The sequence below is a fragment of the Labilithrix sp. genome (assembly GCA_019637155.1).
Classification (GTDB): domain Bacteria; phylum Myxococcota_A; class Polyangia; order Polyangiales; family Polyangiaceae; genus Labilithrix.
Window position 1 is genome coordinate 411,052 of record JAHBWE010000006.1, and the last position, 21,077, is coordinate 432,128.

A 21,077-nucleotide genomic window follows, 5' to 3' on the forward strand; every position below is an offset into this window, starting at 1 on the left:
GAGCGCGGGGGGTTGGGGGATGGACGCGGTGGGGGAGGGGGGGACCGCGGTGCGGCCGTGAGGCGTAGCGAGCGGCAGTGCCTCGCGACGCCGCATACCGAAGGCGTAGCGAAAGGCAGGACCGTCGTGCGCGCCAAAAAAATGATCGAGAGTGTGTCGATCCTTGCTTGGCTCGTTGGTCGTCTTGGCAGAAGGAGGCATTCGCCATGAAGTTCATGATCATCGTTCCCGCCAACAACGAGTCCGAGGCCGGCGCGCTCCCCACCACGGAGGAGCTCGAGGCGATGGGGAAGTTCAACGAAGAGCTCGTGAAGGCCGGCGTCATGCTCGCCGGGGAAGGGCTGCACCCGTCCTCGAAGGGGGCGCGCATCACCTTCGGGAAGGGCGGGAAGTCGTCCGTGAAAGACGGGCCCTTCACCGAGTCGAAAGAGCTCGTCGCCGGGTTCTGGATCCTCCAGGTGAAATCGAAGGAGGAGTGCATCGCGTGGATGAGCCGCGCGCCGTTCGGAGAGGGCGCCACGCTCGAGATCCGACAGGTCCACGAGGCCGAGGACTTCGCGCCCGTCGACCCCGACGGCAAGATCCGTGACCACGAGGAGCAGCTCCGCCGCGAGATCGAGAAGCAGCAGCAGCGCTGAGCGCGGTGCGCTAGGCTCGCGGCCGCCATGCCCGAGTTCATCTTCACCATGCAGGCGGTGACGAAGGTCCACCCGCCCGACAAGCGTGTCCTCGAGAACATCCATCTCGCCTTCTATCCGGGCGCGAAGATCGGCGTGATCGGCGCGAACGGGTCGGGCAAGAGCTCGCTCCTCCGCATCATGGCCGGCGTCGACAAGACGTTCGGCGGAGAAGCGAAGCCGCACCCGGGGACCCGCATCGGTTACTTCGCGCAAGAGCCCGAGCTCGGGAGCGCGAAGACGGTCTGGGAGGCCGTGAGCGAGGGCGTGAAGGAGACGCAGGACCTCATCACGCGCTTCGAGGAGATCTCCACGAAGCTCGGCGAGCCGATGGACGACGACGCGATGTCGAAGCTGCTCGAAGAGCAGGGGCAGCTGCAGGACAAGCTCGACGCCGCCGACGCGTGGAACCTCGATCGCCACGTGTCACTCGCGATGGAGGCGCTCAACGTGCCACCCAAGGACGCCGAGATCAAACACCTCTCCGGCGGCGAGAAGCGGCGCGTCGCGCTGTGTCGCTTGCTGCTCTCGCGGCCCGACATGCTGCTGCTCGACGAGCCGACCAACCACCTCGACGCCGAGTCGGTCGCGTGGCTCGAGCGCTTCTTGCACGAGTACACCGGGACGGTGGTGGCGGTCACGCACGACCGCTACTTCCTCGACAACGTCGCGGGGTGGATCCTCGAGCTCGATCACGGCAAGGGGTACCCGTTCGAGGGCAACTACTCGGGGTGGTTGGAGCAGAAGTCGGCGCGGCTCGCGCAGCAGGAGAAGCAGGAGTCCGCGCGGCAGCGGAAGCTGAAGCAGGAGCTCGAGTGGGTGCGGGCCTCGCCGCGCGCGCGGCAGGCGAAGAGCAAGGCGCGCCTCGCCGCGTACGACCAGCTCCTCGCGGAGTCGACGTCGAAGCAGATCAGCGAGACCGAGATCACGCTGCCGCCGGGGCCGCGCCTCGGCGACACCGTCATCGTCGCGGAGCACCTCAAGAAGGGCTTCGGCGATCGCCTGCTCGTCGACGACCTCTCCTTCATCCTGCCGCGCGCCGGGATCGTCGGCGTGATCGGGCCGAACGGCGCCGGCAAGACGACGCTCTTCAAGATGCTCGTCGACCAGGAGAAGCCGGACGCGGGGACGCTCAAGGTCGGGGAGACGGTGAAGGTCTCGTACGTCGATCAGTCGCGCGACGCGCTCCAGGGCGACAAGTCGGTGTGGGAGGTGATCTCCGGCGGCAACCCGACGGTGGAGCTCGGCAAGCGCGAGGTGAACTCGCGCGCGTATTGCTCGTGGTTCAACTTCAAGGGGTCCGACCAGCAGAAGAAGGTGAAGGACCTCTCCGGCGGGGAGCGGAACCGCGTGCATCTTGCACGTTTGTTGAAGGAGGGCGGGAACCTCATCCTCCTCGACGAGCCGACGAACGACCTCGACGTCGAGACGCTCCAGGCGCTCGAGAGCGCGCTGCTCGGGTTCCCCGGCTGCGTCGTCGTCGTCAGCCACGATCGCTGGTTCCTCGATCGCATCGCGACGCACATGCTCGCGTTCGAGGGGGACGGGAAGGTCACGTTCTTCGACGGCAACTACCAGGCGTACGAAGAAGACCGCCAGAAGCGCCTCGGCACGACGTCGGAGAAGGGGCCGAAGGGGAAGTTCAAGAAGCTCGGAGCGATGTAGGGGCGAGACATGGCGCACACGATCGAAGAGGCGAAGTCGGGACGCGCGGGCTGCCGGACGTGCCGGAAGCCGATCGCGAAGGGGGAGCTGCGCTTCGGCGAGGAGACCGAGAACGCGTTCGGCGACGCGGGGGACACCACCTTCCGGTGGCATCACCTCGCGTGCGCGGCCGGGTCGAAGTCGGACGAGCTCCGCGCGACGCTGCCGGCGTTCGAGGTGGCCGTGCCCGCGGAGCAGCGTGCGGAGCTGGAGAAGCTCATGGCGGAGGCGGACGCGAAGAAGCCGCCGCCGTTCCCGCACGCCGACAAGGCGCCCACCGGGCGCGCGCGGTGCCAGGCCTGTCAGGAGAACATCGCGAAGGGGGAGCTCCGCGTCGCGTTCGAGCGCGAGATCGAGCGCGGGATGACGATGCAGAAGGGCGCGGGGTACCTGCATCCGAAGTGCGCCGCGGCGTTCATGGAAGAGAAGGGGACGAGCCACGAGGAGCTCACGGAGGGGATCCGCAAGAACACGCGCGATCTCTCGGACGCGGAGCTCGATCGGCTCTTCGCCGAGGTCTGAGCTCCTAGCTCCTCGCGAAAAAAAAAACGGGGCGGGTTTACAGTCCGGGCCGGTGCTTGCGTCCATGGGATCATGATTCGACGGACCTCGTTCTTCTGCGTGCTCGTCGCCGCCGCCGGCATCTATGCCTGTGACTCGCTGACCGATCCGAGCCAGTCGCGGACGCCGGACGACGCGGTGACGAGCAGCGTCTCGGGCGCGCTCGTCGGCTCTGTTCCCGCGAACACGCGCGTCGCGCTGGTGTGGCGGAGCGCGCAGGGCGGTGTCCTCGCGCGGGGCGCGGACGTCGCGATCGTGGACGGGCGCTTCACGATGGAGCTCGGGGCGCTGCCGGACGCCTACTTCGCGCCTCTTGGCGCGATCGAGGCTACCGTGGACGCGAGCGTCAGCGAGAGCGTCGACTCCGGCGGGCCGATCGACGCCTCCGTCGGTACGCGATCCCTTCGTCCGCGCGCGGACGTCGGCGGCGCGATCGTCAACGAGAGGCTCGAGTCCGCGCACGGCGGCTTCGTCGCGTACGTGGACACGAACGGAAACGGCCAGCTCGACTTCGATCCGGCCACCGGCGAGACGACGGACCAGATCCTCGGCGGCAATCAGGAGCTCATGCTCGTCTTCCTCCGCAAGGGCGGCGCGCTCGACTACGAGCGGCTCCGCGATCGCACCGGCATGCTCCCGCGTGCAGGATACAACCTTCGCTGGAGCTGGGAGTCACGCTGGCTCCCGCTCGACAGCGTCGAGCTCCGGCTCGGGAGCGAGCCGCCGCTTCCTTACGAGGTCTGCGGTGGTCTCCCGCTCGGCAGCGCGGGTTACGAGTCGCTTTGTCAGGCGGGCTCGGTTCCAGACGGCTGGCCGATTCCGGACAGTGGGGTCTACGACGTGGGCGACGCGAACATCGGCGTCAGCGTCGACTCCGGCTACTACCCGTCGGTCCCCGACGCCTCGGTTGGCGACTACGACGCCAGCTTCGACATCCCCGACGCCGGCTAAGTGACGGGGCGCGGTCTCTCCGCGGACGAGGTGAGCCAGGTGTATCACCGCTACGGCGCGCTCCTCGAGCGGCGCTCGCGCCTGCTCATGCGCGACGTGTCGCTCGGCGAGGACGCGGTGCAGGAGCTGCTCGCGTCGCTCTTGCGCCGTGGAGAGACCTTTCGCGCGGCGGAGTCGCCGTATCGCTGGCTCTGTCGCGCGGTGGACCGGACCTGCCTCGACCTGCTCCGCCGCGGACGGCGCGTGCGCGAGGCGGTCCCGCTCGACGCGCTCGATCCGATCGGGCCCGCCCCCGGCGTCGACGCGGAGGCGCGCGTCGCGGCACTGCAGGAGCTCGCGCAGCTCGGGCCGGAAGAGCAGGCGCTCGCGATCATGTTGTTCGTCGACGGGATGACGCAGGGCGAGGCGGCGACGGAGCTCGGCGTCTCGCGCGTCACGGTGAACAAGCGGGCTCAGGGGATCCGCGCGCGGCTCGGCCTCTCGCCCTCGCCTTCGTCCTCGTCCTCGCCCTCGTCCTCGCCTTCGTCCGAAGAGGAGACATGACGATCCATCCGAACAGCCTCGACCTCGAAGCCTTCGCCGTCGGAGAGACGAGCGCGCGCGTCGAGGAGCACCTCGGCGCGTGCGACGCATGCCGCACGTTCGTCGAGCGGCTCGGCGCGGCGAAGCCTGCCGCGCCGCGCGCTCCGCGCTCCTCGGGCGTGCGAAGGGTCGCCGGTGTCGTCGTGCCGCTCGCCGCCGCCGCGCTCTTCTTCTTCGTCCTCCGCCGGCCCGCGCCGCCGGAGACCGCGCCGGCGCCGGCGCCCTCGATCGCGAACGAGGCGCGCGAGCCGGGCACCACGTTCAAGGGTGGGATCCAGGTCGCGGTGATCCGCGAGCGCGGCGGCGAGCAGCGGCGCTTCGTCGAGGCGGCGGGGATCCGGCCGGACGATCGGCTGCGCGTGGAGATCGCGATCGATCGCGAGCAGGTCCTCGTCGCGGGCGTGCTCGGGGACGACGGGAGCTGGCTCGAGCTGATGGGCGCCGCGACGAAGTCGACGGGGACCCACTTCTCCGAGCGGTCCGCGCGCGTCGACGCGACGCCGCTCCGCGGGATCGTCCTCGTGGGCTCTCCGGAGGCGGTCGCGCTCGCGCGCACGACGCGGCGCTTCGACGACGTCCGCACCGTGCGGCTAGACTGGCAGGCGCCGTGATCGTCCGCGTCGTCGTCGGCCTCCTCGTCTTCCTCTTCGCGCCGCTCGCGTATGCGGAGCCGGTGCGCATCCTCATCGCGGCGGGGAACAAACAAGGGCTGCCCGCCGAGCGGCCGCTGAAGTTCGCGGACGCGGACGCGAAGCACGTCCGCGACGTCCTCGTCTCGCTCGGCGGCGTGAGGAGCGAGCACGCGTTCTACCTCGCGGAGCCGACGCGCGCGACGCTCTTCTCCGCCGTCGATCGCGCGAGGGTCGAGGCGCAGCGCCACCGCAGCGACGAGGTCACGCTCCTCTTCTATTTCAGCGGCCACGGCGATCGCGAGGCGCTCCACCTCGCCGGCGATCGCGTCCTCGTGACGGAGCTCTCGCAGAAGCTCGGCGAGGTCCCGGCCGCGCTGCGGATCGCGGTGACCGACGCGTGCCGCGCGACGCGGGAGAAGGGCTTCGCCGCCGACGAGCCGTTCGCGATCTCGCCCGCGGTGCTGCCGCAAGCGACGGGGCAGGTCTGGCTCCACGCGTCGAGCGACGGCGAGGCGGCGCAGGAGTCCGACGAGCTACAGGGCGCCATCTTCACGCACGCGTGGCTGAGCGGGCTCCGCGGCGCGGCGGACGCGAACGGCGACGCGCGCGTCACGCTCGACGAGAGCTTCGCCTTCGCGCACTCGCAGACGCTCATCCGCTCCTCGAAGAGCAGCGGCGTCACGCAGAAGCCGGAGGCCGTGATCCAGCTCCGCGAGGCCGCGCCCGTCGTCATCACGCAGACGACGGCGCGCATGTCGACGCTCTCGCTCCCGCAGGCGCGCGACGCACATTTCCTCGTCTACTCCGCGGCCGCGAAGAGCGTGCTCTCCGAGCTGTGGGGCTCGCCCGAGCGGCGCCTGGCGATCAAGGTGCCGCCCGGTCGCTACGTCGTGCAGCGGCGGATCGCCGGCGCCGGCGCGGTCGCGACGATCGCCCTCGCGGAGGGAGAGGAGCGAAGGCTCGAGGCGCAGGACTTCTCCGTCAGCCCGCTCGAAGCGCTCGCGCGGAAGGGCGACTTCGTGGAGGTGGGGCCGCGCGATCGGCCAGGGCCTCACGAGCTCGCGGTGGGATGGGACGCCGGCGGCGACAGTCGAACCGGCTTCTCGCACGGACCGCGCGCCGGCTACGCGTACGCGTGGTCGCGCTTCGCGCTTTCCATCGGCGGCGCGCTCGCGTTCGCGGACCGCACGGTGGCGACGCCGAACGAGACGGAGAGCGAGGCGCTGACGAGCGGCTTCGGCCGCGCGGGCTTCGAGGCGCGCTTCCCGCTCGGCGCGCGTCTCGTGCTCCGCGCCGGCAGCGGCGCGCGCGCGGGCGTCGTCTCGCAGCGGCTCGCGGGGGAGACGAAGAACGCCTTCGCGATCGGCCCCGAGGTCATGGCGGCGGCGCGGATGGGGCTCGGCCGCTCCTTCTTCGTCGACGCGGGCGCGACCGGCGGCCTCGTCTTCGTGAGCGAGGCGCAGTCGCTGCGCGGGATCTTCGGCCTCAGCGGGACGCTGGCGCTCGGCACGACGCTCGGACGCTGACGCCGGCGTCAAGCGGTGGCGAGAGGATCCCGATACACTTCGTCGAGCGGCAACGAGACGTCGAGCGAGAGGAGCGTGACGGTGCCGTGCTCGCGAACGACGTGCGTGGACCACGTCTCAGCCTCGCGCCGCACGATCGCGATCTCCTGTTTGTCGTGGGCCACGAGGACGATCTCCTCGAGCGAGAGGATCGTCTTGTAGTGCTCGAGCTTCGCGCCGCGGTCATACTCGTCGGTCGAAGGGCTGAGCACCTCCACCACGACGCGTGGGTTGAGGGCCGTATGCCGCCTCGGATCGTCGGAATCGAGCTCCACCCGTCCGCATATGACGGTGACGTCGGCGTAGGTGCCGAGCCCCGTCGCCTTCGAGCGAACGCGCAGATCGGGGCTGTAGACGGCGTACGGCTTGCCGCGCAGAGCGGCGGTCAGGAGCGTCGTCACGTTCGCCGTGACGCGCGCGTGATCGGGCGAGCCGCCAGACATCGCCCAGACCTGGCCATCGAGGAACTCGAGCTTCACCCGCGAGTCCTCGACGAGATCGACGTACTCGGCGAAGGAGAAGCGGTGGTGGGCCGCGTTGACCATGCGTTCAACGTACCATGGTGGAGGCCTCGTAGTAGGCTGGCGCGCGGATGATTGGAACGGCGATCGAGGTCTACCGCGCGACGCGGAAGAAGCACGACCTCCTGTTCAACCTGTACCTGATGCGTCCGATCGCGGCGCTCGTCGTCGTCGTGTTCGGCAAGACGCCGATCACGCCGAACCAGGTCACGCTCCTCAACCTCGCGATCTTCATCGTCGCGGCGGCTCTCTTCATCGCGCTGCCCACCTTCACGGGTGGACTCATCGCGGTGCTGGTCCTCGAGGTCTCGTATTGCCTCGACTGCGTCGACGGCATGCTCGCGCGGCACAAGAAGATCGCGTCGAAGGAGGGGCACCTCTTCGATTTCTTCACCGACGAGATGAAGGCGATCCTGCTCGCGGCGTCGATCCCGATCCGGTTGTGGCGGAGCGGCGGGTACGCGCCGGGGCTGCGCTTCCCGCCGCCGGTCTGGGAGCCGGACGATGCGCGCTTCCTCTTCGCGGCGATCGCCGGCGCGGTGATCGTCGCGTCGGCCACGTCGTTCACGAACTTCTGGCGCCGCCCCGAGCTCACGGGCAAGGCGACGACGGTCGAGGCGCACTACGAGACGGTGGAGCAGGTGAAGCCGAAGTCCCTCGTCGGCAAGGTCGCGAGCCTCGTCGGGACGTTCCTGCGCTTCTTGAACCACTACCCGAGCCACCTCTGGATCTTCGCGCTGGCGGGGAGGCTCGACGTGTTCTTTTGGATGTATATTGCATTGAATGGAGCCTACCTCGGGTTGGGCTGGCTCAAGATCGTGCGCCGCTTCGGGCGCGGCTGAGCCGAAACGATCGGCGAGGCGGGCGTCTGTCGCGGCTGACGCCGTGCTAGATTACGAAAGATGGCTGCGATCGACATGCTCGCGGGCATCCTCAACCTGCCCGTCGAAGAACGCGCCAAGCTCGCTCTCGAGCTGCTGCGTAGTCTCGATGGCGAGCCCGAATCGGGGGTCGCCGAGGCCTGGGACGAAGAGATCGAGCGTCGCGGAGCAGAGGTTGATGCCGGAACGGCCGACACGATGACGTTGGAGCAATATCGCGCGCACGTTCGGCTCCGGCGCGCTGCTCGCTCTCGTGCATGAAGCTCAGGACGAGATCGACAAGGTCCTGTCTTACATCTCCCGTTTTCCCGAGACGCCACCTCGGTGGCGCGGGCGGCCCGACCGTCACGTGGCTCACTTCGACCGGTTCCCGTTCGTGATGCCGTACCAGATCGTGGGCGACGAGATCATCGTCCTTGCTGACTAGTTCTATTTGTCGACGTCGCGGACGCAAGCGGCGTCAGGGATCGTGCATCGGGATCGGCGATTGGTAGTCGATGCTCGCGGTGCATGTCTGCGCGTCGAGGGAGAGGCAGAACTGCTCGCGGAGGTGGCCCTCCGCGGTGGAGGCGAGGCGGACGCGGAGGACGAGCGTCTTGCCGTCGGGGAGGATCGCGATGTCGCGGAGGCTGCGGCCGAGATCGAAGGACGCGCGGGCGGCGAGGTCGATCGCGAAGAGGTCGCCGCCGCGGCCGTTACGGCGGAGCGTGTAGACGCGGGCGCCGTCGCCCTGTTGGACGAAGCGGTCGAGGGTGGCGGCGGGGCCCTGGAACGGCGTGTACGTGTGCGTCGCGAGCGTGAAGACGCCGAAGAGGCTGCCGCTCGGATCGCCGAACGCGCCGGCCTTCACCTCCGCCTTGAGGCCGGTCGCGTCGAGCGTGAGCGTCGCGGTCGCGCTCGCCTCGCTGCGGACGACCGAGACCGACGCGTCGACGAGGAGCGATTTGCCGTCCTTGCTCGGGGCGAAGCGCGGGAGCGTGTCGCCGATCGGGTGGAGATCGAACGCGAGCGTCGTCGGATCGATCGTCATCAGGTGGTACTGCGCCGCGTCGGCGGGCGGGATCTGGCTCTTGTCGTCGAACATCGCCGCGTCGAGGCGCTTCATGTCGAGGTACGCGACCGCGCGGCCGTCGCCGACGAGCGCGACGGGGCCGAAGCCGGGGAGGTTCTTGCGGAAGGAGAGCGTCTTCTTCGCGGGGTCGATGTCGATGACGCTGACGGGGTCGGGGTTCGACCAGCCCTGCGCGCGCGCCTGCGCGTCGGCCGTGCAGAACGTCGGCGAGAGGAGCGCGCGCGTGCCACCGTTCACGATCGCGACCGGCGCGGCGCAGTTGGGGACGTCGATCGTCGTGCTCGCGGAGCCGTCGAGCGGGACGAGCGAGACCGGCGTGTGCGGGCCGCCGTCGCGCCACTCGGTGTCGCCGACCACGAGCGCATGCGCGCCGCCGGGGAGCACCTCGAGGTCGTTCATGCCGGGGCCGCTCGCCGCCCCTCCGCGCACGTCGCCGGTCGCGGCGTCGAGGAAGAGCACGCGCGTGCGGTCGGCGAGGAGGATGGTGGTGTCGTCGTCCGAGAGGCGCGCGAGGAGCATGCTCGCGTCGGCGGCGACGATGGGGGTGCTGCGCCACAGCTCCCTCGTCGTCGCGAGGTCGAGCGCGACGACGCCGGCGCGGCTCGGGAGGACGACGTAGACGACGTCCTTGCTTTTCGCGAAGAGGAAGCGCTCCGCCGCGAGGTCGAGCTCGACGAGGCTCCGGCTCTTCACGTCGACGATGAGCGTCGTCGTGTTTCGACGCGCGACGATGTAGTCGCCCGTCGGCGAGACCGCCATCGCGCCGGTCTCGAGCCGCTCGCTGTCACCGTCGCCGCTCGATCGATCGTTCGCGTTGGCGCCGCCCTGCTCCCCCGAACCGTCGAGGTCGTCCCCCACACCGTTGCAAGCTGCAATCATCGCCGCCATCGCCAAGCCGAGGATTCTCTTCATGGAAAGGAGAGACGACGGAGGCGACGCATCGTTCGTCACCCGTTCGGGTGATCGACCCATGACAATTCGGTCCCGTTGGTTACGGCCGACACTGGGTCAAGCGCTCCGCGTGCGTCACGAGCGCGCGTGCGCTCATCTTGCCTTTGTAGACGTAGAGCGAGGCGGGCGCGTCTTCGCCGAGGGCCTCTGCGCTGACGCGGAGGCGGGAGCTGACCGCGAAGACGACGCGCGCGCCGAGGGCGCCCGACTCCGCGAGCTCGATGCGCTTCCACACCGCGTCGCGGCTCCAGTAGCCGAGCACCTCGACGTAGACGACGTCCTTCGAGCCCTTCTTCGTCAGCTCGAGGTCCGGGATGCACACCCCGCGGCCGGGTACGTCGAGGATCGCGGTCGCCGGCTTCGCGCGCCACGCGCCCTTCTGCGTCGCGATCGCGGCGACGAGCTCGCGGACCTCGTCGCTGAGGTGTGGCTCGGCGTCGGCCGACGCGCCCTCGTTCGTCGACGCGAGGCGGAACACGAGCGGATCGCGCTGCTTGCCCCAGCGGATGTCGGCCGTGAGCGACCAGCGCTCGAGCGGACGGAGCGCGCCGAGGACGAGCGCGAGACGAAGTCCGTACTTCGTGACCGCGTCGAACATCGAATACGGGCCGTCGATCGTGATCGTCCAGCCGTCGCCGGTGCGCTCCGCAGAGAAGAGGAGCTGATGGAACTTGAGCTTCGCGAAGAACGCGCGGACGAGGCCGGCCGACGAAGAGGAGAGCTCGCACGTGACGCGGACCGCGGTGAGCAGCACCGCCTGCGCTTGCCCGAGCTCCCACGACTCCACGAGCGCCGCCGGCGTGACGGCGGGCGGCGCTTGCAGCACGTGCTCGCTCTTGAGGTCGGAGAAGAGCGCGCGCTCGACGTGGACCGGATCGCCGGCCGCCGCGACGAGCGCGGCGCGATCGAAGGTGCCCTCCTTCCGCGCCTTCGCGGCGGCGAGGAAGAGCGTGCGCCGGAGCGCGATGGGATCCGCCTCCGAGGAGGCCTCGAAGGTGCACGCGTCGGCGGCGAGCTTCTTGAGGCCCGCGGCGAGCTTCGGGCGGCGCGCCTCCGCGGTCGCGGCGCCCCACGCGTCTTCGACCTCGTCGCGACGGCGGCCGACGAGGGCGTGCGCGTCGTCGAGGAGCGCGGTCGCGATCGCGATCGCCTCCGCGCGGCCCTCCGCGTCGAGCGGGCGGAGGAGGAGCTCGCCGTCCTTGCGCCGCGCGTCGACGAGGTCAGCGGTAAGCATCGTGCTCGCGCCTCCGGTCGCTCGTGAACGTCTCCGTCGTCTGCTTCGTCACGACCTCGTAGAGGAGCGCGCGCTTGCCCTCGCGCTGGCGGAGGATGCGGCCGAGGCGCTGCACGTGCTCGCGCACGGAGCCGGAGCCGGAGAGGACGACCGCGACGTTTGCCTCCGGGACGTCGACGCCTTCGTTGAGGACCTTCGACGTCGCGATCGCGGTGTAGTCGCCGGCGGCGAAGGCGGCGAGGATCTCGCTCCGCTCCGTCACCTTGGTCTGGTGCGTGATGACGGGGACGAGGAAGCGGCGCGCGATGAGGTGCGCGGTGGCGTTGTCCTGCGTGAAGATGAGCGTGCGATCGCTCCGGTGTTGATCGAGGAGGTGCTCGAGCCACACGAGCTTCGCGGTCGCGGCGAAGGCGAGCTCGCGCTGGCGGCGGTAGGCCTTCATCGCGCGGCGGCCCTCCGCGCTGCGCGCGCTCCGCATCACGAACTCGCCGAAGCCGCGCGGCGACGACATCGAGATGTGGTTCATGCCGACGAAGTCGCGGTAGATCTTCCGCTCCGCGTCGTGCTCCGCCCGCTCCTCCGGCGTGAGGTCGACCTCGACGCGCTCCGTCTCGTATTCGGCGAGGTACTCGCCCGCGAGCTCGCCGATCGCGCGGTGGTAGACGACGGGGCCGACGAGGCGATCGAGCGCGGCCTCCAGCCCGTCGGCGCGCTCCGGCGTCGCGGTGAGGCCGAGGCGGAAGGGCGCGAGCGACAGCTTCGCGGCGAGGGCGTAGCTCGCGCTCGGGAGGTGGTGGACCTCGTCGAAGACGAGGAGGCCGAAGCGCGCGCCGAGGTGCTCCATGTGGAGGTGCGCCGAGTCGTAGGTCGTCACCGTGATCGGGTGGACGACGTGATCGCCGCCGCCGACGACGCCGACCGGCACGCCGAACGTCGCGCGGAGCACGTCGTACCACTGCCGCACGAGCTCCAGCGTCGGCGCGACGACGAGCGTGCTGCGCTTCCGGTCGTCGATCGCCATCGTCGCGACCTGCGTCTTGCCCGCGCCGGTGGGGAGCACGACGACGCCGCGGCCTTGCGCCTTCTTCCACGCCGCGAGCGCCTCGCTCTGGTACGGCCGCGGCTCGCGGTGCACGAGCGCGCCCGCCACTTCGCCGTACTTGCGCGCTTCGTCGACGTACTCGATGCCGGCGCGGCGGAGCGCGAGGACCGTCGGCGCGTACGCCATCGCCGGCGCGCGATGGCACGCCGCGCGCGCGTCCCACGCGAGCATGCTCGGGAGACGGTCGTCGTCCTTCGCCGCTCCGAGGAGGGCGAGGGTTCCGTTCTCGAACCGAAGAGTGACAGGCGCGCTCAGGCGTGCTCAGACGACGAAGTCGAGGAGCTGGACGCGCGTGGTGTAGTCGTCGAGCTTCGTCTTGTACTCGTCGATCGGCGTGTCGAGCTTCACGACCACGCCGTTGTCCGCCTCGCGGAGGACGGAGCCGCTGAGGAGGATCTCGTCGGTCGGGACGACGAGGACGCCGGTCCAGAACTGCGGGTCCTGCGTCATCTCCGCGGCCTTGCCCTCGACCTTCACGTAGCCCTCGGAGAGCTCGAGGACGGGGACCGTCTTGCCGTCGTCGAGGCGGACGTGGGCGGGGTAGAGCTTCGTCGGCGAGACGCGGTAGTTCGCGCGGCGGTTGTTGTTGATGAGCTGATCGAGCGTGTCGTAGAGCGGCTTCGAGAGCTCCGTCTCCTCCGCCTCCTCGATCTGCTCGCGCATCTTCTTCATCGCCTTCTGCGTGCGGACGAGGTTCGTGCGCATGTCGTCGAGGCGCGAGCGGTCGCGGCGGATCTTGTCGCTCACGATGCCGAGGAGGTTCCGGTAGAACTGGAGCCCGAGGTCCGGGTTCTTGTCGAAGAACCCGAGGAGGTCGCCGACGCCGACGGAGAGGACCTCGACGTCGCTCGTCGCGGTCGCGGTCGTGCTGCGCGGGAGGCCGGTGAGGGCGCCGAGCTCGCCGAGGGGCGCGAGGTTCCGGAGCGTGAGGCGCGTGCCCGCCGCGGCGGAGGGCGTGCCGTTCGAGACGTTCTCCTCGATGACGACCTCGCCCTTCGTGAGGATCTCGAACTTCGTCGCGATCTCTCCCGCGGCGAAGAGGACGGCGCCGTTCGGATGCTTCACGACGCGGAAAGCGTCGACGAGCTGACCGAGGCGGTCCTCGGGGATCGTGTGGAAGAGCGGCAACGAGCGGAGGTCTTGAACGATCGTCACGAGGCCTCGTTAGCGTCGATCCGGCCGCGCCACAAGCCGTCCGAAAGCTGGTAGTTGTCCCACATGCGCCGCCTCGTCTGGCTCGTCGCCGCCCTGGGCCTCCTGCTCGCGCGGCCGGCCTCCGCGAACGGGCGATTTCCGGCGTCGAATGCGGTGGTCTTCGACCCGCACGACGCGAAGACGATCTACGTCCGCGTCACGTTCGGCCTCCTCGTGACGCACGACGCCGGGCAGACCTGGCGCTGGGTCTGCGAGCGCGCGATCGGTTTCAGCGGCATCGAGGACCCCACCTACGTCGTGACGCCGAAGGGCACCCTCGTCGGCGGGACCTTCTCGGGCATCAGCGTCTCGCGCGACGGCGGCTGCAGCTGGTCGTTCTCCGGCGGCGCGGGCACGCACCTCGTCTCGGACCTCGCGATGCGGCCCGAGGGCTCGATCGTCGGCATCACGTCGACGTACAAGAAGGCCGGCCCCGAGGGCTCGCTCTACGAGAACAAGGTCCTCGTCTCGAAGGACGACGCGACGACGTTCACCGTGAGCGGCGGCGCGATCGATCCGACGTTGCTCCTCGAGAGCATCGAGATCGCGGACTCGGATCCGCAGCGCCTCTACATCTCCGCGGTGCGGGGCGAGGGCGACAAGCGGACCTTCGCGTTCCTTGCATCCTACAACGAAGGCCTCTCCTGGGTGGAGCGGAAGCTCGACATCCAGGCCGGAGAGACGGGCCCGTTCATCGCGATCGTCGATCCGAAGAACGCGGATCGCGTCTACGTCCGGACCGCCGGCACGCCCGAGGCGAAGACGCGCCTCCTCGTCACGGACGACGCGGGCAAGACCTGGAGGAAGGTGCTCGACTCCGCGACCCCGCTCCTCGGCTTCGCGATCGCGGCGGACGGGAGCAAGGTCTGGGTCGGCAACAAGGAGGGCGTCTCGTACGCGCCGACCGACACGTTCACCTTCACGAAGGGCTTCGCGGTCGAGAGCCAGTGCCTCGGCGCGGCGGGGGCAACCCTCTGGTCGTGCTCGAGCGAGCGCGGCGGCTACTTCGTCGGGTCGTCGAAGAACGGCGGCCGCAGCTTCGAGGCGCGCGTGCACCTCGAGGAGATCAAGGGGCCGCTCGAGTGTCCGGCCGAGAGCAACGTCACGAAGATCTGCGTCGACGACTGGGTGAAGCAACGGCGCGAGCTCGGCCTGCCGGACCCGACCGAGAAGGGGGGCCGCGTGGACACCGGCGCGCCCCAGCTCCGCGGGCGCGCGGAGAAGCCGTCGCAGACGCGGAGCAGCATCGTCGGCGTCATCATGCTGATCGCGATCCTCTACCTCGGGTACGAGCTCTTGCGCTGGATCCGCAAGAAGCAGAGGGGTGGTTGATGCCGATGCGTCCGGTCGTCGTTCCGTTCCTCGAGCGGCGCGTGCGCGACGCGCTCGTGAGGCGCGGCGTCGTCTCGCGTCCGGTCCGCACGCCAGCGGGGCGCATTCATCTCTACGACGCGCGCGGCACCGGTCCATTGCCGGCGATCGTGATCCTGCACGGCATCTCGGCGTCGGCGACGGGCTTCGCCGCGATCATGATGCGCCTCCGCGCGCAGGCGAAGCGCGTCATCGTCCCGGACTACCCGGGGCACGGGCTCAGCGACGAGCCGAGCGTGCGCCTCACGTTCGACACGTTGCTCGACGCGGTGACGGGCGCGCTCGACGGGGTCCTCGGCGCGGAGGACTTCGTGCTCGTGGGCAACTCGCTCGGCGGCGTCGTCGCGCTCGACTACGCCGTGAAGCGGGCCTCGCAGTGTCGCGGGGTGGTGCTGCTGTCGCCCGCGGGCGCGCAGTCCTCGCGCGAGGAGTTCGCGGAGCTCGTCGGCGCGTTCGGGGTGAAGGACCGGCGCGACGCGCTCCGTTTCATGGCGCGCGTCTACCATCGCGTCCCGCTCGCCGCGCAGCTCATCGCGCACGAGCTGCCGGGGACGGTGCAGCGACGCGGCGTGCAGGACCTCTTCGGCTCGGTGACGCACGAGAACGTCGTGCCGGCGGAGGAGCTCGCGCGCCTGACGATGCCGATCCTCTTCGCGTGGGGTGCGTCGGAGCGGCTGCTCCCGGACTCGCACCTCGCGTGGTGGCAGAAGAACCTGCCTCCGCACGCGGTGATCGAGCGCCCGGAGGGTTGGGGGCACTGTCCGCACTTCGATCAGCCGGCGGGCGTCGCGGAGCGGATCGCGTCGTTCTTGCGCGACCGGGCGTGACCGGCCGCCGCGCGCTATCGTTGAGCGCGAGATGGTTCGCGTGATGGTTCGTGCCGTCGTTCTCCTTCCTCTGGTCGGCCTTGCTGTCGGCTGCGCCGCCACCGAGCCGCTCGCGACGGCGCCCTCCGTCACGGTGGAGGCGCCGCTCACGGAGCAGGAGCTCGCGCGCACGTGGGTGAAGATCGCGGCGCCGCACGGCAACATGAAGACGGTCGTGGTGCGCGGACCCGACGGCTACGTCGCCCTCGCGCGCGATCAGCCGCCGACCGGCGGCAAGTTGGTCGGCCCGGTCGTGAACCACCTCTATCGGTCGACCGACGGCGTCACGTGGCACAAGCTCCCGCTCCCCGCGCGCGAGTCGATCTACGGCAAGGTCGACCTCGCTTACGGCGCGGGTCGTTGGGTGATGCTCGAGCACGGCGGCCAAGCGACGTTTCCGTGGACGTCGACCGATCTGGTCGCGTGGTCGAAGCCGTCGGTGACGCGCGCGTTCGACGCGCAGCACGTCGTGCGGGTCGACGGGCATTTCTTCGGGCTGGGGCCGCAAGCGATCCAGGAGTCGCCCGACGGCGTGACGTGGACGACGGTGCCGCTCGACGTGGTGCAGGGCCGCGCCGTCGCTTCGGGCAACGGCTGCACACGGCCGTGTTCCTCGACGGCGCGTTCTACGTCGACCGCCTGACCTCACGAAACGGCGTCGACTGGCAACCGGTGCAAGATGTACTCATCCCACGGTACGCCGTCGGCGGCTATCTCCTGACCGACACGACCGACGACGGCCACAACCCCGCGCCGCTGACGGCATGGAAGCCAGGCGCCACGCCGCGCCCGATCACGGTCGACGCGACGCCGGCGAGCGCCGACCTCACGAACGACGCCGCGCCCGAGACCCTCACGACACCGCTCCCCGGCGGCGAGACCTGCACGACCCACCGCTGCGTGGTGCTCGGCGCAACGTTGTACCTGCTCCGCTGAGCAGACGCCGTCGTCGTGTGCATGGGCGGCGTTGTCTGCACGAACGAGGAGGCGAGCTCGATTGGCTGAAGCGCACGGTGGCCCCTCACGCCGGCGTACGACCATCGATGCGGACATCGGCCTCGCCGAGAGCGACTCGACGCGGACCTCCGCCCTCGAGCCTTTGAAGACCGCCGCGCAGCCGGTGACGAAGACGAGCAACACGAGACGAGGACGACGATGGTGGAGCGCATGACGGAACGCTCGCGCGCCGGCGAGCTCGAGATCGACGAGTAACGCAGCCCTGCGACGAGACAGGTCGCAGGCGCGCAGCAGTGCTTGCTGGTGACGTTGCCGGAAGAGACGCTCGTGCAGCTCGACAAGATGGCCGGCGCCCGCGGTGTCTCGCGGTCCGACCGAACCGCCTTGCCGCCGGGCGACAGGACTTCCGATCCCGCACGGCTGGATGCCGAAGGTGAAGATCACGAAGGCGTTCACATCGCGCTCGACCAGAACAAGACGGATGATCCGCTCTCTTCGAGCGTAGCGAGGCACGGCGGCCCAACCTCCGCGCGAAAGACCCTCGTCCAGCGGTGGTTTTTAACGCATGTCGTCGAGACGCGCGTCATGTTTAAGGAATCGTTAAAGAATCGCCGCGGAAGAATTTTGCGAGCCGTCACGAGCGCCCGTACGCTGTCCAGACGATGGCGGACCCGACGACCAAAGACGTGCTCGCGACGCTCGCGGCGATCCGTGCGGAGCTTGGCGCGAAGATCGACGCGATCGACGCCAAAGTGGATGCGCACCGTGCCGAGACAGCAAAGGGTTTCGCCGCCCTCGATCGTGAGCTCACCGGGCATGCGGATCCGATCCATCGCGACATCGAGCGCGACATCGAGAAGCTGAGAGGGTCGGCCCCCGGCGAGGCCGGCGCGACGCCGATAGCTCGTGCGCACGCCGGCCACGATGCGCTCGTAGCCGGCGCGCTCCCCCGTCACCCCGCGGTCGCGAGCTCAGCTTCGCGCTGAGCGAGAACGTCGGTGTTCGCCACGCCCGTCTCGTCGTACGACGGAGATAGGCGACCTGCGCACGTTCGCCGTCGAGGCCTCGAGCCGCGCGAAGCATGCGCTCGAGGAAGCGTCGATCACCGTTGCTGGCGAGTCGTTCGAGCGCGTGCGCCTCCTCCGCGATGCTGTACGCAAGCCGAAGGGCCGCGTCGACCAGCGGGAGCTTCGAGCCCCGATAGACCCTCGCAAACGCGACACGCGTGCGGATCGATAAGGCCGATGTCGTCACGCACGACAACGGTTCGGAGCAACTTCTTCCGCGCACGTTCCGAGTAGCGCTGACGCAGGTGCTCTTGGTAGCGATCGAGCGCGTCGGCCGCCTCGATCGGAAGCGTGCTGACGCGATGCGCGGCTTCGTATTCCGCGTTCCGGTCAATGAGAGTGCGAGCGTGTTCCCATGCGCCGCTCTCATCCTCGATCGCCCGCTTGGCGATGCGTGCCGTCTCGCCCCCCGGCTTGTCGTCCAGCTTCTCCAGGAGCACGGTCCGCCGCGAACGTGAGGTCGATCGCGCGCCGAAACGCGGCGGCGAATTCAGCGCCGGTCACTGCCTGCGCCGCGCTCACCTTCGCCTTCCCCGATGCCATCGGGCCGCTTCACCGCTTCGCTCGCCGCGCCGCGATCGGGACGACTACCCCATCGGTGCTCGCCAGGCGCCGTGCTTCGAGCTCCCGTGCTAGCGCCGTGGCGAGCGCGGCTTCGATGGGGTCGACCTCCGAGCGGCCCATGAATGACCCACGTTGATGGGTCGTTGATTCATGTGCCGTCGGATTGTCGTTTGGTTCTAGCGGAGAGGGCGAGATTCGAACTCGCGGGAGACTTGCGCCCCCACATGATTTCCAGTCATGCACCTTCGGCCACTCGGTCACCTCTCCAAAGGCAGACGAGAAGTATCACGACAGGGCGCGGGAACGGAAGGGTGGTCAGCGGCCCCAGGCGTGGAGGGCGGCTGAGGTTGGACCGTCGGCGTTGGCGCGCGGGCTTGGGGGATCCGACGTCTTGGCGTCCATCTTCAGGATGTCCGTCCAGACGAGGGCGTGGAGCGCCTCGGTCGCGATCGGGTGGCTCGCGCGCACGTCGCTCAGGCACTCGGCGTCCAGCGTCAGGTTGCAGATCTTCGGCTCGCGGTCGCGCGTGCCCACGATCGCGAAGGTGCCCCAGCGCGCCGAGAAGCGCGCGGACGAGGACGCGACGAGCACGCGCTCCGTGGCGGCCGGCGGGCCCGCCGCCAGGCGGAGGAGGCTCGTGCCGCGGAGCTGGGGGGGCGGCGCCAGGCCCAGCGCGTCCAGGATCGTCGGGGCCACGTCGATGCTGCTCGTCGGGGCGTCGGTGCGGGGGCGGGGCGCGGCGGAGGGCGCGCGAACGACGAGCGGGATCGCGAGCGAGCCCTCGTCGAGCGTGTCCTCCTCGAGGAACGGGATGCGCGCGGCGGTGTCGAGACCCACGTCGCCGGTCACGATCCACACCGTGTCCTTGTCGCGGCCCAGCGTGCGGACGCGGGCCGCGAGCGCGCCGAGGGCGGCGTCGTGCGCGGCCAGCGCGCGCGCGTGGAGGGCGAAGGCTCGCTCGCGGTCGGCGTCGGGGAGACGGCCGCTCCCGGTCTTCTTCGCCTTCGCGATGACCTCGGCGGCGTGCCTCGGATCGAGGCCGCCCTGATACGTGGGCGGGAGGTCCTTCGCCTCCTCCGGCGTCACGTCCCACGGGGGATGGCCGCCGCGCGCGTGGAGCACGAGGAGGAAGCGATCGTCCTTGTGCTGCTCGAGCCACTTGCCCGCGTCCTCGAAGAGCGTCGCGGACGGGTCGTCGTCGGCCGGCATCTTCGCCGCGAACGTCTCCCAGCCGCGGCCGAAGCCGAAGGCCTGCGTCGTCGTCGGGTTCGCGGTGAAGAGCGCCGTCATCACGCCCGCCTGCCGCGCCGCCTCGGCGACGATGAAGGGCGACGCGCCGAGCGCCGCGTCCGGGTCGGCGACGCCGTGCTCGCGCGGGGTGAGGCCGGTGAGCATCGAGGCCAGCGCGCCGTTCGCGAAGCTCGAGGTCGCGCGATGCGATTCGAAGACCGTGCCGCCGCTCGCGAGGGCGTCGAGCTCCGGCAGCGCGATGGTGCCGCCGTGCTGCGCGAGGAGGCGGCGCGAGGTCGAGCCGAGCGCGACGACGATGACGCCGCGCGCCTTGGGCGGCGCGGCGGCGGGCGGCGGAGAGGGCGGCGCGACGACGCGCGCTTCGCCGAACGCGACGCGCGCGCCCTTCGTGCTCGTCTTCGCGACGAGCTCGATCGCGGCGACGGTGCCGACCTCGCCGAGCGGGAGCGCGAGCGGACGCCAGCCCGGCGGATCGTTCGGGCCGCCGAGGTGGAAGCTGCCGACCACGCGCGGCTCCGCGCGATCGACGACGACGCGGACCTCCGCCTCCGCCTCGCCGCCGGTCACGCCGACGAAGCCCTCGAGCACGCTGTTGTTCGGGATGAAGGCGGGGCAGCGATCGAAGCCTGGGGCGCGGAGCGAGACGACGCGGCGCGGCGTGCCGGCGATGGCGAGCGTGGTGAGCGCGTCGCCGCGCGTGGGCGCGGCGTACGGGGCGTCGCCGTCGTAGGGGCCGACGCGGACCCAGTCGATCTCCGCGAGCGCGTCGTGCTGCTGCTTCGAGCCGCCGTTGAAGCGGAGGAGGAGCTCGTTCTGTCCGCGCTGGATGACGCCCTGCGCGTGGGTGGAGACGATCTGCGTCTCGCCCTTCGCGAAGGAGAGGGCGCCGATCGGCTTGCCGTTGAGGTACGCCGACGCGCTCTTCGCGAGGCCGCCGCGCGCCCGCGCCTCGATGACGACGCCGGCCTCGGGCCTCGTCTCGACCGACGACACGAACGTGAGCTCCAGCGAGCGCGCGCGGACGCTGAGCCACGACGCGCCCTCGCGCTCGCGCACCTCCGCGTCCGGCTTCGTGAGCCTCGTGCCGGACATGCGCGCGCGCATCGACGGATCGCCGAGGTCGAGGAGCACGCCGCGATGACCGAACGTGCAGTCGTCCGCCTTCGCGACGAAGTCGATCACGGCCGCGTCCTTCGCCGCGTCCTTCGCCGCGGGCTTGCCCGACGCCGAGGCGAGCGGCGCTCCCTGCGTCGTCGTCGTGGAGTCGCTCGTCGTGCTCGCTCCGCGCGAACAGCCCAGCGCGACGCCGCCAAGCAAGCCGCCAAGCAAGCCGCCAAGCAAAAGAGCGCGGAGCCGAGGCATCCGCGCTCTTTA

The 21,077-nt window shown here is 70.2% G+C and carries 22 protein-coding genes and 1 tRNA gene; 16 read left to right on the plus strand and 7 right to left on the minus strand.

Annotated elements, in window-relative coordinates; translation table 11 throughout:
- Positions 1-206: 206 nt before the first annotated feature.
- From KF837_15345 to KF837_15375, 7 genes are all read left to right on the plus strand, one after another.
- Complete coding sequence (locus KF837_15345) at positions 207-638, plus strand: YciI family protein (GenBank protein MBX3228694.1); 432 nt, start codon at positions 207-209, stop codon at positions 636-638.
- A gap of 27 nt (positions 639-665) precedes the next feature.
- Positions 666-2,342 carry an energy-dependent translational throttle protein EttA gene (ettA, locus tag KF837_15350; GenBank protein ID MBX3228695.1) on the plus strand — a complete coding sequence of 559 codons (1,677 nt, stop codon included), beginning with the start codon at positions 666-668 and terminating at the stop codon, positions 2,340-2,342.
- A 9-nt stretch (positions 2,343-2,351) separates the two neighbouring features.
- Positions 2,352-2,903: a hypothetical protein gene (locus KF837_15355; GenBank protein MBX3228696.1), complete on the plus strand. Its 552-nt coding sequence runs from the start codon at positions 2,352-2,354 to the stop codon at positions 2,901-2,903.
- 72 nt (positions 2,904-2,975) lie between these two features.
- Entirely contained in the window at positions 2,976-3,893 is a 918-nt protein-coding gene (locus KF837_15360) for a hypothetical protein (GenBank protein MBX3228697.1), read from the plus strand.
- Entirely contained in the window at positions 3,894-4,436 is a 543-nt protein-coding gene (locus KF837_15365; protein ID MBX3228698.1) for an RNA polymerase sigma factor, read from the plus strand.
- On the plus strand, positions 4,433-5,086 hold the full coding sequence (locus KF837_15370) for a hypothetical protein (GenBank protein MBX3228699.1): 654 nt from the start codon (positions 4,433-4,435) through the stop codon (positions 5,084-5,086). The genes KF837_15365 and KF837_15370 overlap by 4 nt, the downstream gene beginning before the upstream one ends.
- Positions 5,083-6,633 (plus strand): caspase family protein, encoded by a 1,551-nt coding sequence (locus tag KF837_15375; GenBank protein MBX3228700.1) that lies wholly within the window; start codon positions 5,083-5,085, stop codon positions 6,631-6,633. Before KF837_15370 ends, KF837_15375 begins: the two co-directional genes overlap by 4 nt.
- An 8-nt stretch (positions 6,634-6,641) precedes the next feature.
- On the opposite strand, the gene KF837_15380 is transcribed toward KF837_15375, so the two are convergent.
- A complete protein-coding gene (locus KF837_15380; GenBank protein MBX3228701.1) occupies positions 6,642-7,217 on the minus strand; it encodes a Uma2 family endonuclease in 576 nt (191 codons plus the stop codon).
- Positions 7,218-7,264: 47 nt separating this feature from the next.
- Between KF837_15380 and KF837_15385 the strand changes: the two genes are divergently transcribed.
- The 3 genes from KF837_15385 to KF837_15395 are packed head-to-tail and all read left to right on the plus strand — an operon-like array spanning position 7,265 to position 8,501.
- The gene (locus KF837_15385) at positions 7,265-8,035 is read left to right on the plus strand and encodes a CDP-alcohol phosphatidyltransferase family protein (GenBank protein ID MBX3228702.1); all 771 of its coding nucleotides are present in this window, start codon (positions 7,265-7,267) and stop codon (positions 8,033-8,035) included.
- 60 nt (positions 8,036-8,095) lie between these two features.
- The gene (locus KF837_15390; GenBank protein ID MBX3228703.1) at positions 8,096-8,335 is read left to right on the plus strand and encodes an addiction module protein; all 240 of its coding nucleotides are present in this window, start codon (positions 8,096-8,098) and stop codon (positions 8,333-8,335) included.
- A complete protein-coding gene (locus KF837_15395; GenBank protein MBX3228704.1) occupies positions 8,328-8,501 on the plus strand; it encodes a hypothetical protein in 174 nt (57 codons plus the stop codon). The genes KF837_15390 and KF837_15395 overlap by 8 nt, the downstream gene beginning before the upstream one ends.
- Positions 8,502-8,534: 33 nt before the next feature.
- Here KF837_15395 and KF837_15400 read toward each other — a convergent pair whose 3' ends face one another.
- The 4 genes from KF837_15400 to KF837_15415 form a co-directional block, all read right to left on the minus strand.
- Positions 8,535-10,058, minus strand: coding sequence for a hypothetical protein (locus KF837_15400; protein MBX3228705.1), 1,524 nt, complete (start codon positions 10,056-10,058; stop codon positions 8,535-8,537).
- 79 nt (positions 10,059-10,137) lie between these two features.
- Positions 10,138-11,331, minus strand: coding sequence for a DUF790 family protein (locus KF837_15405; protein MBX3228706.1), 1,194 nt, complete (start codon positions 11,329-11,331; stop codon positions 10,138-10,140).
- Positions 11,318-12,688, minus strand: a complete 1,371-nt coding sequence (locus KF837_15410) for a DEAD/DEAH box helicase family protein (GenBank protein MBX3228707.1) — start codon at positions 12,686-12,688, stop codon at positions 11,318-11,320. The genes KF837_15405 and KF837_15410 overlap by 14 nt, the downstream gene beginning before the upstream one ends.
- A gap of 6 nt (positions 12,689-12,694) precedes the next feature.
- On the minus strand, positions 12,695-13,588 hold the full coding sequence (locus tag KF837_15415; protein MBX3228708.1) for a cyclic nucleotide-binding domain-containing protein: 894 nt from the start codon (positions 13,586-13,588) through the stop codon (positions 12,695-12,697).
- A 63-nt stretch (positions 13,589-13,651) separates the two neighbouring features.
- Between KF837_15415 and KF837_15420 the strand changes: the two genes are divergently transcribed.
- The 6 genes from KF837_15420 (at position 13,652) to KF837_15445 (ending at position 18,346) form a co-directional block, all read left to right on the plus strand.
- The gene (locus tag KF837_15420; protein MBX3228709.1) at positions 13,652-14,959 is read left to right on the plus strand and encodes a hypothetical protein; all 1,308 of its coding nucleotides are present in this window, start codon (positions 13,652-13,654) and stop codon (positions 14,957-14,959) included.
- The gene (locus KF837_15425) at positions 14,959-15,825 is read left to right on the plus strand and encodes an alpha/beta hydrolase (GenBank protein ID MBX3228710.1); all 867 of its coding nucleotides are present in this window, start codon (positions 14,959-14,961) and stop codon (positions 15,823-15,825) included. The genes KF837_15420 and KF837_15425 overlap by 1 nt, the downstream gene beginning before the upstream one ends.
- 43 nt (positions 15,826-15,868) lie before the next feature.
- Positions 15,869-16,507 (plus strand): hypothetical protein, encoded by a 639-nt coding sequence (locus KF837_15430; protein ID MBX3228711.1) that lies wholly within the window; start codon positions 15,869-15,871, stop codon positions 16,505-16,507.
- Entirely contained in the window at positions 16,471-16,800 is a 330-nt protein-coding gene (locus tag KF837_15435) for a hypothetical protein (GenBank protein ID MBX3228712.1), read from the plus strand. The genes KF837_15430 and KF837_15435 overlap by 37 nt, the downstream gene beginning before the upstream one ends.
- Before the next feature lie 707 nt (positions 16,801-17,507).
- Complete coding sequence (locus KF837_15440; GenBank protein MBX3228713.1) at positions 17,508-17,807, plus strand: hypothetical protein; 300 nt, start codon at positions 17,508-17,510, stop codon at positions 17,805-17,807.
- Positions 17,808-18,046: 239 nt separating this feature from the next.
- Positions 18,047-18,346, plus strand: coding sequence for a hypothetical protein (locus tag KF837_15445; GenBank protein MBX3228714.1), 300 nt, complete (start codon positions 18,047-18,049; stop codon positions 18,344-18,346).
- 286 nt (positions 18,347-18,632) lie between these two features.
- Here KF837_15445 and KF837_15450 read toward each other — a convergent pair.
- Positions 18,633-18,719: transfer RNA gene (locus KF837_15450), tRNA-Ser, on the minus strand.
- Between the two features lie 48 nt (positions 18,720-18,767).
- The gene (locus tag KF837_15455; protein MBX3228715.1) at positions 18,768-21,065 is read right to left on the minus strand and encodes a sulfatase-like hydrolase/transferase; all 2,298 of its coding nucleotides are present in this window, start codon (positions 21,063-21,065) and stop codon (positions 18,768-18,770) included.
- Positions 21,066-21,077 lie beyond the last annotated feature (12 nt).